This is a genomic window from Roseisolibacter sp. H3M3-2, assembly GCF_029211165.1.
GTDB lineage: Bacteria > Gemmatimonadota > Gemmatimonadetes > Gemmatimonadales > Gemmatimonadaceae > Roseisolibacter.
In genome coordinates this window covers 1-11,262 of record NZ_JARGEK010000139.1, presented here as the reverse complement: position 1 = coordinate 11,262, position 11,262 = coordinate 1, and the positions used below count along the sequence as shown (strand labels likewise).

Genomic DNA, 11,262 nt, shown 5'->3' with positions numbered 1-11,262 from the left:
AAGGAGTTGAGACCACGATTTGTCTTCCTAAGACCGCTTGGCCTCCGACTTCGCGACGCGGCGCCGGCCACGGGGTTCGTGCAGCGCCGCCTGCAGCACGGCGCGCGCGAGCCGCGGGGCACCGAGGCGCGCGTCGCGTGGGACGAGACCGCGCTCTACGTCGCGCTGCGCATGCCCGAGCCGACGCCCAACGGCGTGCGCGCGGCGCTCGGGCGCCGGGACTACGACCTGCCGAGCGACTGGGCGCACGTGTTCGTCGACTCGTACGGCGACCGGCGCACCGCCTTCCGCTTCTCGGTGAACCCGTCGGGGGTGCAGCAGGACGCGATGCTCGCCAACGACGCGGAGTTCAACGAGGACCGCAGCTGGAACGCGGTGTGGGAGGCCGCCACCGCCACCGACCCGGCCGGGTGGACGGCGGAGTTCCGCATCCCGTGGAGCGAGCTGCGCTTCGCCGCGCCCGCGGGCGGCGACGGGCCCGTGTTCGGGCTGCAGCTCGCGCGCGACGTCGCGCACCGCAACGAGCGCCACGAGTGGGCGCCGATCCCGCCCGACGCGACCGGCTACGTGTCGCTGTTCGGACGACTGGGCGGGCTGCGCGGGCTCCGCGCGCCGCGGCGGCTGGAGGTGACGCCGTACCTGCTCACGCGCGGCGCCCCGCCCCCCGCGGCCGCCGGCGACGCGCTGCGCGGCGACGCGTCGCTCGGCGCCGACGTGAAGCTCGGCCTCACGTCCAACCTCACCGTCACCGCCACCCTGCTCCCAGACTTCGGGCAGGTCGAGGCCGACCCGAGCCAGCTCGACCTGTCGGGGCTCGAGGTGTTCTTCGCCGAGCAGCGGCCGTTCTTCGTCGAGGGCGCCGACATCTTCCAGGTGCCGCTGTTCAGCCCCAACGGCGCGTTCGGCGGGCAGAACGCGCTCTTCTACTCGCGCCGGCTCGGGCGCCGCCCGCAGCTCCCGCTCCCCGACGGCGCCGACGACGCGCTGCGCCCCGCGGCCACGCGCCTGCTCGGCGCCGCCAAGCTGTCGGGCAAGACCGCCGGCGGGTGGTCGGTGGGGCTGCTCGACGCCGTGGGCGCGGAGGAGCGCGTGGCGGTCCCCGGCGCCGCCGGCGCACGCGCCGCGACGCTGGAGCCGCGCACCAACTACCTCGTCGCGCGCCTCGCGCGCGACCTGCGGGGCGGCGCCACGGCGCTCGGCGCGACGCTCACGGGCGCCACGCGCGACCTCGACTCGCTCGGCGCCGCGACGCTGCACCGCGACGCGTGGGTGGCCGGCGCCGACCTGCGCCACCGCTTCGCGGGCAACACGCAGCAGCTGCAGCTCGCCGTCGCAGGCTCCGTCGTGCGCGGCGACACCGCGGCGATCGGGCGCACGCAGCGCGGGCTCGTGCACCTGCTGCAACGCCCCGACGCCCCCGACGGCGCGTACGACCCGGCGCGCACCGCGCTCGCCGGGCTGGCCGTCGACGCGCGCCTGTGGCGACTCGGCGGCGGGCCGTGGCGGTGGGGCGTCATGGGGCAGCTGGTGACGCGCGGCTTCGAGGCCAACGACCTGGGCTTCCACCGCGTGAGCGACCAGGCCGGCGCCGGCGGGTGGCTCGGCTACGAGGGGATGGTGCCGCACGGCCCGCTGCGCAGCTGGGCGACCTACGCGAACCTGCGCCGCGCCTGGACCACCGACGGGCTGCGGCGCGCCGGCGAGGCGGTGCTGTTCGGGCGCGCCGAGCTGCAGAACGGCTGGGCCGCGTTCGGCGACGTCGCCGCCGGCCCGTCGATGCTCGGCGTCGCGACGCTGCGCGGCGGTCCCGCGCTGCGGCAGCCCGCGTGGCGGAGCGCCAGCGCGCGCGTGGCCGCCAGTCCGCGCCGCCGCGTCGGCGGGCAGCTCATGGGGTGGGTGCGCGCCGACGACGCCGGCGCCCGCGGCTGGATGGTGTCGCCGACGCTGGCCCTCCGCCCGTCCACGCGCCTCGAGGTCGCGGTCGGCCCGCGCCTGACGCGCGCCGCCGAGCCGGCGCAGTACGTCGGCGCGCCCACGGACTCCGCGGGCGACGCGCGTTACCTCGTGGGCGCGCTGCGGCAGACCACCGCCGCCGTCGACACGCGCGCCAGCTTCACCTTCTCGCGCGCCCTCACGGTGCAGCTCTGGGCGCAGCCGTTCGCCAGCGTCGGCGCGTACGGCACGCTGCGCGCGGTGGCCGGCCCGCGCGCCGCCGCCTTCGCGGCGCGCTTCGCCGACGTCGCCGTCGCGCACGTGTCGGCCGCGGGCGACGGCACGCTCGGCGTCGCGGGCGACGAGGCGCGCCCCGGCTACGCGCTCGACGCGCCCGACTTCGGCGTGCGCGAGCTGCGCGCGAACGCCGTGATGCGCTGGGAGTTCCGTCCCGGCTCGGCGCTCTTCCTCGTGTGGACGCAGGCGCGCGCGGCGAACGGCGCCGACGGGGCGTTCGACGCGTCGCGCGAGGCGTCGCGCCTGCTCGGGGCGCCGCCGCGCAACACGCTGCTGGCCAAGGTCAGCTGGTGGACGCGCCTGTGAGACGCCCGTGAGGGGGCCGAGCTAGCCCCGCCGCCCGCCGCCCGCCCATCTTTCGGCATGCGATGGCGACGCGACGACGGGACGTTCGGGATGCCCGGCTCCACCACGCCCTGGGTGACGGTGGCGACGCTGGCCAGCGGCTTCGAGGCCGACGTCACCGTCGCCGTCCTCGGCGCCGCCGGCATCCCGGCGCGCGCCTACGGCAACGACCTCACCGGGCTGTTCGGCCCCGGCTTCCAGGGCCCGTCGGCGCGCGGGGTGGACGTGCTCGTGCCGCGCGACGCCTACGACGAGGCCCGCGGCGTCCTGCAGGCGGCGCGCGACGCGGCCGCCGACGCCGAGTAGCGGCGCGGTGGCGGACCGCTACCCGGTCCCGGCCGACGAGCACCGCACGCGCGAGGAGATCTCGCGCAGCCGCTTCGTCACGACCCTGGCGCCGGCCGACACGACCGACGCCGCGCACGCCTTCGTCGCCCGCATGCGCGCCGAGTTCCCCGACGCCACGCACAACTGCTGGGCGTTCGTGGTCGGCCCGCCGGGGAGCACGGGGCGCGTCGGCATGAGCGACGACGGCGAGCCGCACGGCACCGCGGGGCGCCCCATGCTCACCGCGCTCCTGCACTCGGGCGTCGGCGACGTCGCGGCGGTCGTCACGCGCTACTACGGCGGCACGAAGCTCGGCACCGGGGGGCTCGTGCGCGCCTACGGCGGCTGCGTGCAGCGCGCGCTGGAGACGCTGCCGCGCGGCGAGCGCGTGGCGTGGGTCGCCTGCGCGGTCACCATCGGCTACGCGGACGTGACGGTCGTGCAGCAGCTGGTCGCCGCGCACGAGGGGCGCGTGCTCGGCGAGACCTACGCCGCCGACGTCACCTACGCGCTCGAGCTCCCCGACTCACGCCGCGCGCCGTTCGTGGCGGCGGTGCTCGACGCGACGCGCGGGGCGGCATTGGTGGAGTGAGAGGGGAAGCGTCGAGCGTCGAGCGTCGGCAGCGCCCCGTGGCGGGGACGCCTCCTGCCGCCGCGAGGAGCGCGCTCGACGCTCGACGCTCACCGCTCGACGCTCCGCCTCACAGCCCATCCGCGATCGCCGCCACCTCCTCCGCGTCCCGCCACGCGTCCTCCAGCAGCGCCAGCTCCCCCTCCAGCACGCGGCGCTCGGCGTCCTCGTGCAGCGCCATCTCGACCGCCAGCCGCTCGACGGGGGTGAGCGCGAAGGCGCCGACGCGCCGCCACTCGGCCATCACGCGCCCGCCCGGACGGCTGGAGCGCCGCGCGGCGGTGTGCAGCCACGAGAGCGCGTCGCCGCGCTCGTCGATCGCGCGCACGGCCTCGCGCACCTGCGGCGCCGCCGCCCCCCAGGCGTTGGCGCGCGCCAGCAGGACGCCGAGCGCGCGCGTCGCCGCCGCCCCCTCCAGCAGCGACTCGCCGCCGTCGTGCGCGAGGCGCAGCGCCACGCCGTCGGGGCCCGCCGGCACGAGCGCGCTCTCCCGCGCGTGCCGCACGCGCACGCCCACCGTCCCCGCCCCGTCGCCCGCGGCGCCGAGCGGGACGCGGGCCAGCACGCGCTCGGAGAGCAGCCACTCCTTGGCCGCCTGGTAGGGGAGCTGCACCCCGCCGGCGACGTAGCCGGCGACGAAGATCCCGCCCGACCAGAGCCCCGTCAGCAGCGCCGGCACCGCCTCCGGCGCCGCCGCCACCGCGGCCGCCGCGCCGACGCCCACGGCCGCCAGCCCGCGGCGCCGCCGCCGCCCGAACTGGTCGCCGTAGCGCCACGCCGCCATCTCCGGCCGCAGCGGGCGCCCGACGCGCACCAGCTCCGTGCCGTCGCGCAGGCGGGCGAGGCCGACGTTGTCGGTGGCCACGCGCAGCCGCGTGTCGCGGTACAGCCGCTCCGCCTCCTCCATCGCCTCCCAGCGCGCGTCGAGCGGCGTCAGGTTCCACCGCTCGCAGGCCGGGCACACCACCCACAGCCGCCCCTTCGCCGCGTCGTACGCGACCCGCCGGCCGACGGGGAACGCCTCCAGCGCCTCGTTGGCGCCCAGGTCGCCGTGGCAGAACAGGCAGCGCCGGTACACGTCAGTCGCGCGACGCGGACGGCACCGGGAGCGGCGTCGGCGAGCAGGGGACCGAGGGGCGGCTGCCGCACGGGAACTCGTTCGGGACGCCGAGCTGCGCGCGGACGTTGGCGCCCCAGCAGTAGGTGCGGCCGGCGCCGGTGACCGCGCAGGCGTGCGGCGCGTGCGGCGCGAGCCCCGGCTGGTCGGGCGGCATCAGCTCGTCGCTCACCGCGACCGCCGACCACCCGCTCCCGTCGGGCGACGGCGCGTCGATCTCGACCGGCACCGGCTCGAAGTCGCGGCGCTGCATCAGCCCCGCCGCGTTCGTCCCCGAGCAGCGCAGCCGGGCGTCGGGCGTGACGCCGCACAGCACGTACGCGCCCACCGCCAGCGTGCGGAGCGGCGCGGTCAGCGGGGCCGCGACCCAGACCGCGAAGCCCGCGGGGACGCGCGGCGCGCAGCGCACCGCCCCCGCCGCGTCGCCGGCCCAGACGCGCGACGGCGACACGTCGAGCCGGCTCGCCGCGAGGCCGACCGCGCAGCGCGCCAACGCGGTGCGCGTGACGGCGGCCGACGTGGTCCAGCACCACACCCCGTCGCCGACCGCGCCGCAGGTCAGCGAGTCTGAGGCGGCCAGCGCGGTCACCGGCCCCAGCGTCGCCACCGGCGCCGCCGCGCCCACGTCGAGCTCCCCGCCCCCGGCCGTCGGGCGCACCGCGTAGGGCGCGCAGCGCACCGCGCCCGCGGCGTCGGCGGCGCAGATCGACCGGTCGCCGACCGCCAGCGCCGTCACCGCCGCCGCGTCCCCGGCGCCGACGAGTGCGCGCTGCGGCACCGGCGGCGTCGGCGCGCCGACCCCGGTCTCGCGGCCGCGCCAGCACCACACGGTCGCCGCCCCCTCCTCCATCGCGCAGGCGGCGGTGCCGGCGCCGGTGAGGCGCGCGAGGCGCGTGCCGGGGAGCACCGCGGTCGGCGGGACCACGTCGTCGGCCGGCGCGAAGGGGCCGGTGAAGCGCGCGCCCCAGCAGCGCGCCGCCCCCGCCGCCGCCCGCGGGGCCGACCAGTTGGCGCCCGCCGCGACCTCGCGCGACCGCAGCGGGTCGACGACCAGCGCGCGCGCGTCCGCGACCGGGCGCACCCCGGGGATCGCCGCCACCACCCGCACCACCCCCTGCGCGACGCCGGTGAGCACGCCGGTGGCCGCCTCGATGCGGGCCCGCGTCGTGTCGTGCACCGACCAGGCGGCCGGCGTGTCGCTCACGCCGTTGCCGAACGCGTCGCGCCCGAAGGTGGTGAAGCGCACCCGCTGCCCGACCTCGACCACCAGCCCGGTGCGGCGGGGCAGCGTGTCGAAGCGCACGACGGTCGCGACGACCGGCGCCCCCGGATCCACGTGCGCCGTGAAGCCGACCGCCCGCGTGCCGTGGGTCGTGAGGACGGCCGCCTCGAGCCGCGCCGGGATCTCGCGCGCGGTGATGCCGCGCAGGCGCCAGGTGGTGCGCGCCTCGCCGATCGCGTCGGTCAGCGACTCCGCCGGGTCGACGCTGCTCTGCTGCGCGGCCCAGCGCACCGGCACCCCGGGCACCGGGCGGCCGCCGGCGTCGCGCACGCGCACGACGGCGGTGCGGGTCAGCAGCGTGTCGTAGGTGACGCGGAGGTCCTGCGCGGACACCGCCTCGACGACCGAGGCCGGGCCCGGCGGCGGGGGCGGCGCCGGGTCGCTGCAGGCGCCGGCCGCCGCGAGCAGCAGGGCGGCGACGAGACGCCTCATCGCCCGCTCAGGCCACCGGCCGGTAGCGGCCCCACACCTCGGCGAGCGCGTCCGAGATCTCCCCGACCAGCGCGCGGGCGCGCACCGCGGCCTCCATCAGCCCCCCCAGCGGCGCGCGCGCCGCCCCGGCGTCGGCGTACGGACGCGCCGCGTCGCGCAGCGCCGCCACGGTGCGCTCGACCGCCGCGCCGTCGCGCGTCCGCCGCACCTCGGCGAGCCGCGTCACCTGGTCGCGCTCCAGCGCGCTGAAGTCCGGGGCGGGGATCACCGGCGGGTCCTCGCCGTCCGCGAACCGGTTCACGCCGACCACCACCGCGTCGCCGCGCTCCACGCGCAGCTGGTACTCGTACGCGCTGCGCGCGATCTCCTCCTGAAAGAAGCCGCGGGCGATCGCCTCGGGCGCGCCGCCGATCGCGTCCACCTCCTCCAGCAGCGCGCGGGCCCGCGTCTCGAGCTCGGTCGTCAGCGCCTCGACGTAGTAGCTGCCGGCGAGCGGGTCGACGGTCTGCGTGGCGCCGCTCTCGTACGCCACGACCTGCTGCGTGCGCAGCGCGAGCGTCGCCGCCTCGGCGGTCGGCAGCGCCAGCGCCTCGTCGTAGCCGTTGGTGTGCAGCGACTGCGTGCCGCCCAGCACCGCCGACAGCGCCTGGATCGTCACGCGCACGACGTTGTTCAGCGGCTGCTGCGCCTGGAGCGTCACGCCCCCCGTCTGCGTGTGGAAGCGCAGGCGCGCGCTGGAGTCGTCGGCGCCGAAGCGCTCGCGCATCAGCCGCGCGTACAGCCGGCGCGCCGCGCGGAACTTCGCGACCTCCTCGAACAGGTCGTTGTGCGCGGCGAAGAAGAAGGACAGCCGCGGCGCGAACGCGTCCACCGGGAGCCCGGCGGCGACGGCGCGCCGCACGTACTCCATCGCGTTGGCGAAGGTGAACGCCAGCTCCTGCACCGCCGTCGCGCCGGCCTCGCGGATGTGGTAGCCCGAGATCGAGATCGGGTTCCACTGCGGGACCTCCTCGGCGCAGAAGCGGAACATCTCCGCGATCAGCGCCAGCGACGGCTCGGGCGGATAGATGTACGTCCCGCGCGCGATGTACTCCTTCAGCACGTCGTTCTGCACCGTCCCCGAGAGCTTCGCCCGCGGGATCCCGCGCTCCTCGGCGACCACCACGTACATCGCCAGCAGGATCGCCGCGGTGGCGTTGATGGTCATCGACGTCGACACGCGGTCGAGCGGCAGGTCCGCCAGCAGCGCGTGCATGTCCTCGACCGTGTCGATCGCCACGCCCACGCGCCCCACCTCGCCCAGCGCGCGCGGCGAGTCGGAGTCGATCCCCATCTGCGTCGGCAGGTCGAACGCGGTCGAGATCCCCGTCTGCCCGGCCGCCAGCAGCAGCTTGAAGCGCGCGTTCGTCTGCGACGCGGTGCCGAAGCCGGCGTACTGGCGCATGGTCCAGTGCCGGCCGCGGTACATCGTCGGCTGCACGCCGCGCGTGAACGGGAAGCGCCCCGGGTCGCCCAGGTCGCGCGCGTAGTCCACGGCGCCGTCCTCGGGGCGGACGACGACCGGCACGGGGATGTCCGACGGCGAGAAGCGCTCGTCGGTGGCGGGCTTGGCGACGGACGGGGTCATCGCTCGAACTTACGGGACCGCCGCATCCGCGTGTAGCGCCCCGGCGGACTTGACGGATGGGGACGCCGAGCCGCACCCTCCCGGACGACCGCGGCGCCACCACGTACCCGGAGGGGGGCATGCGCAGGCTCGGTCTCGTGCTCGCATGCGTCGTGTCGCAGGCGCTGCCCGCCGGCGCGGCGCGCGCCCAGCCGGCCCGGGAGGCGGTGGTCAACGGGCAGGTGGTGGACACGCTGGGCCAGCCCCTCGCCGCGGCAAGCGTCGCCCTCCTCGGCACCGAAGCGTCGGCCACGACGTCCGCCTCCGGCGCGTTCGTGCTGACGGGGCTCGCCCCCGGTCGCCGGCACCTGCTGCGGATCCGGAAGATCGGCTACGCCCCCCGGACCCTCGACGTCGAGGCGACGGGCGACACCGTCGACGTGCTGGTGCGGCTCGCCCCCCTGGCCGTGCAGCTGTCCGAGGTGGTCGTCACCGCCCGCGAGCGCCGCTACGCGACCAAGCTCCGGGGCTTCGCGGAGCGCATGCGCACGCGCGCCATCTCGTCCCAGGCCTTCGTCACGCGCGAGGACATCGAACGCCGGAGCGCGTTCCGCATCAGCGACATGCTGCGGCTGGGAAGTGCGCGGTGCGCGCGGGCCTCCGACTTCGCGATCTTCCTCGACGGCGCCGCGCTGGCGCCGGGCACCAGGCCCGACGAGCTGTCGCTCCAGGAGATCGAGGCGATGGAGATCTACCGGAGCGTCGCGCAGATCCCCATGGAGTACAACGTCACCCGGATGACCCCACGCGGCGTCTACCGCGCCGAGTGCGTCCTGCTCCTCTGGACGCGCTGACGCCGGGCGCGGGTCAGCCCGCGCCGACCAGCGCCCCCGCGGCCAGCATCTGCGTGGCCAGCTCGACCTCGTCCTTGCTGCCGATGAACAGCGGCGTGCGCTGGTGCAGCTCGGTCGGCTCGATGTCGAGGATCCGCTGCCGCCCGTCGGACGCCGCGCCCCCGGCCTGCTCGACCACGAACGCCAGCGGGCTGGCCTCGTACAGCAGCCGCAGCTTGCCGCGCGGGCTCTTGGCGTTGGCCGGGTACGCGAACACGCCGCCGCCGAGGAGGTTGCGGTGGAAGTCGGCCACGAGCGAGCCGACGTAGCGCACGTTGAGCGGCTTGCGGTCCCCCTCCAGCCCCCGGTACCGCCGCATCAGCGACTTCACGTTCTCGTCCCACACCTGCTCGTACGAGTCGTTGACCGACAGGTACTTGCCGGTGTCCGGGATCCGGATGTTCGGGTGCGAGAGCAGGAACTCGCCGATCGACGGGTCGAGGGTGAAGCCGTGCGCCCCCTGCCCCGTCGTGTAGACGAGCATGGTGCTCGACCCGTAGATGATGTATCCCGCCGCCACCTGCCGGCGCCCGGGCTGCAGCATGTCCTCCATCTCGCCGCGCGTGCCGCGCGTGATCTTCCGCATCACCGAGAAGATCGTCCCGACCGGCACGTTGACGTCGATGTTCGACGACCCGTCGAGCGGGTCGAAGGTGAGGACGTACTTGCCGCACTTGAACCCGTCGGGGATCTGGATGATGTCGGGCTCCTCCTCCGACGCCATCGCGCACAGCCGGCCGCCGTGGTCCATCGCCTTGACGATGATGTCGTTGGCGATCACGTCCAGCTTCTGCTGCGCCTCCCCCTGCACGTTCTCGGTGCCCTCGGCGCCGAGGATGTCCGCCAGCCCCGCGGAGCGCACCTTGTTGGCGATCATCTTCGCCGCCAGCGCGACGTCGTACAGGATGCCGGAGAGCTCGCCCGTGGCCTCGGGGAACTGGCGCTCCTGCTCGATGATGAACCGCTCGATGGTGACGACGGAGGTCGGCGTGTGCTTGACCACGGGTGGGATTCGGCGGGATGGATGCGCGCCTAGCGCGCCGCGAGCGGCGCGCCGCCGGAAGGCGGCCGCTCGGCGAGGACCCGCGCCGCGAAGGCGTCGGCCTCGAGCTCGTACCGGTTCCGGGAATAGCCCCGTCGGAGCGACTCCCACACGTACCGGAGGGGGAAGGTGCGCCCCCCGGCAAACTGCTCGACGTGCGCCAGCTCGTGCAAGAGTAACGCCGCCCCCGGCGGCGCGGCGGGCGCGAGGAAGACCGTGCGCCCCAGCGTGATCCCGGCGACGGTGCGCCGCCCCAGGCACCACCCGCCCACGCGCGGCGGCAGCCCGCCGCGACGCCAGCGCGCGCGCGCCAGCTCCGGGTAGCGCGCCACGAGCGCCGGCGGCAGCTCCGCCGGCACGCCGACCAGCGCGCGCCACACCCGCCGCGACGCGCCCCTCAGCACTCTGCGATCAGGGCGCGACCGGCGTCGCGTCCGGCAGCGTCCATCGCTCGCCTCCCGCCTCCACGGTGACCATGACGCCGTCGGTGCGCACCACCACCGCGCCCGACTCGTCGGTGCGCACGACGCGCGCCCCGGCGTCGCCCAGCCGGCGCAGCACCGCGGCGCTCGGGTGCCCGTACGTGTTCCCCGCCCCCACGCTCACCACCGCGAGCCGCGGCCGCACCGCCGCCACGAACGCGGCGCCGCTGCTGGTCGCGCTCCCGTGGTGCCCCACCTTCAGCACGTCCGCCCGCAGCCACTCGGCGACCCCGGGGTCCCGCGCCGCCCGCGCCAGCAGCCACTCCTCCTCCGGCCGCTCGGCATCGCCGACGAGCAGGAACCGCACCCGCCCCACCCGCACCCCGAGCACCACGCTCGCCAGGTTCGGGTCGTCGAGCCCCGCCGTCCACGCGGAGTCGGGGGCGAGCACGCGCACCACCACGCCGTCGAGCACCGTCGAGTCGCCCGGCGCCACCCGCCGCCACGGCACCCCCACGGAGCGTGCCGCCTCGAGCACCTCGCGGTAGGTCGAACTCCCGAGCACGAAGCCGGGATCCCACAGCTGCCCGGGCCGCAGCCGCCGCAGCACGGTGGCCGCCCCCCCGACGTGGTCCGCGTGCGGGTGCGTGAGCACGAGCGCGGCGACCGCCCCGCCCCGCCGCCGCACCCAGAGCACCACCGTCCGCTCGCCGGCGTCGGCCTCGCGCCACACGCGCCCCGCGTCGACCAGCAGCCAGCGCCCCGCGGGCGTGCGCAACGCCACCGCGTCGCCCTGTCCGACGTCGAGGTCGTGCAGCTCGGCCAAGCCCGGGTGCCGCCGCCCCCACGCCGGCGCCGCCACCGGCGCCCAGACGGCGCCCAGCGCCAGCGCGCCGGCCGTGCGCAGCGCGGCAGCGTGCCGACGGCTCGCGGCGG

General features: G+C 76.9%; 10 protein-coding genes. 4 read left to right on the top strand and 6 right to left on the bottom strand.

Annotation, left to right across the window (positions count from 1 at the left end):
• The 3 genes from PYV61_RS12825 to PYV61_RS12815 all read left to right on the top strand — a co-directional run.
• Positions 1 to 2,535: DUF5916 domain-containing protein (locus tag PYV61_RS12825; RefSeq protein ID WP_275832091.1), on the top strand; the 2,535-nt coding region annotated here is incomplete at its 5' end.
• A gap of 57 nt (positions 2,536 to 2,592) precedes the next feature.
• Positions 2,593 to 2,880, top strand: coding sequence for a hypothetical protein (locus PYV61_RS12820; protein ID WP_275832089.1), 288 nt, complete (start codon positions 2,593 to 2,595; stop codon positions 2,878 to 2,880).
• A 7-nt stretch (positions 2,881 to 2,887) separates the two neighbouring features.
• Positions 2,888 to 3,493 (top strand): YigZ family protein, encoded by a 606-nt coding sequence (locus PYV61_RS12815; RefSeq protein ID WP_275832087.1) that lies wholly within the window; start codon positions 2,888 to 2,890, stop codon positions 3,491 to 3,493.
• A 109-nt stretch (positions 3,494 to 3,602) separates the two neighbouring features.
• Here PYV61_RS12815 and PYV61_RS12810 read toward each other — a convergent pair whose 3' ends face one another.
• From PYV61_RS12810 to PYV61_RS12800, 3 genes are read right to left on the bottom strand one after another with little or no spacing between them, the layout of a single operon-like run.
• On the bottom strand, positions 3,603 to 4,610 hold the full coding sequence (locus PYV61_RS12810) for a hypothetical protein (RefSeq protein ID WP_275832085.1): 1,008 nt from the start codon (positions 4,608 to 4,610) through the stop codon (positions 3,603 to 3,605).
• Position 4,611: 1 nt separating this feature from the next.
• Positions 4,612 to 6,363 (bottom strand): Ig-like domain-containing protein, encoded by a 1,752-nt coding sequence (locus PYV61_RS12805; RefSeq protein ID WP_275832083.1) that lies wholly within the window; start codon positions 6,361 to 6,363, stop codon positions 4,612 to 4,614.
• A 7-nt stretch (positions 6,364 to 6,370) separates the two neighbouring features.
• Positions 6,371 to 7,990: a methylmalonyl-CoA mutase family protein gene (locus PYV61_RS12800; RefSeq protein WP_275832081.1), complete on the bottom strand. Its 1,620-nt coding sequence runs from the start codon at positions 7,988 to 7,990 to the stop codon at positions 6,371 to 6,373.
• 119 nt (positions 7,991 to 8,109) lie between these two features.
• On the opposite strand from PYV61_RS12800, the gene PYV61_RS12795 reads away from it, so the two are divergent.
• Positions 8,110 to 8,823: a carboxypeptidase-like regulatory domain-containing protein gene (locus PYV61_RS12795; RefSeq protein ID WP_275832079.1), complete on the top strand. Its 714-nt coding sequence runs from the start codon at positions 8,110 to 8,112 to the stop codon at positions 8,821 to 8,823.
• 13 nt (positions 8,824 to 8,836) lie between these two features.
• Here the strand turns inward: PYV61_RS12795 and fbp are convergent, their stop codons facing one another.
• The 3 genes from fbp to PYV61_RS12780 all read right to left on the bottom strand — a co-directional run.
• A complete protein-coding gene (fbp, locus tag PYV61_RS12790; RefSeq protein WP_275832077.1) occupies positions 8,837 to 9,865 on the bottom strand; it encodes a class 1 fructose-bisphosphatase in 1,029 nt (342 codons plus the stop codon).
• A 29-nt stretch (positions 9,866 to 9,894) separates the two neighbouring features.
• Positions 9,895 to 10,308, bottom strand: a complete 414-nt coding sequence (locus PYV61_RS12785) for a DUF4157 domain-containing protein (protein WP_275832075.1) — start codon at positions 10,306 to 10,308, stop codon at positions 9,895 to 9,897.
• Between the two features lie 7 nt (positions 10,309 to 10,315).
• The coding region (locus tag PYV61_RS12780) for an MBL fold metallo-hydrolase (RefSeq protein ID WP_275832074.1) at positions 10,316 to 11,262 on the bottom strand (947 nt) is incomplete at its 5' end.

What these genes read in the sequence shown, in the direction of transcription:
- PYV61_RS12820 (WP_275832089.1), top strand. Translation starts at nt 2,593, where the DNA reads ATGCGATGGCGACGCGACGACGGGACGTTCGGGATGCCCGGCTCCACC.
- PYV61_RS12805 (WP_275832083.1), bottom strand. Translation starts at nt 6,363, where the DNA reads ATGAGGCGTCTCGTCGCCGCCCTGCTGCTCGCGGCGGCCGGCGCCTGC.
- PYV61_RS12800 (WP_275832081.1), bottom strand. Translation starts at nt 7,990, where the DNA reads ATGACCCCGTCCGTCGCCAAGCCCGCCACCGACGAGCGCTTCTCGCCG.
- PYV61_RS12795 (WP_275832079.1), top strand. Translation starts at nt 8,110, where the DNA reads ATGCGCAGGCTCGGTCTCGTGCTCGCATGCGTCGTGTCGCAGGCGCTG.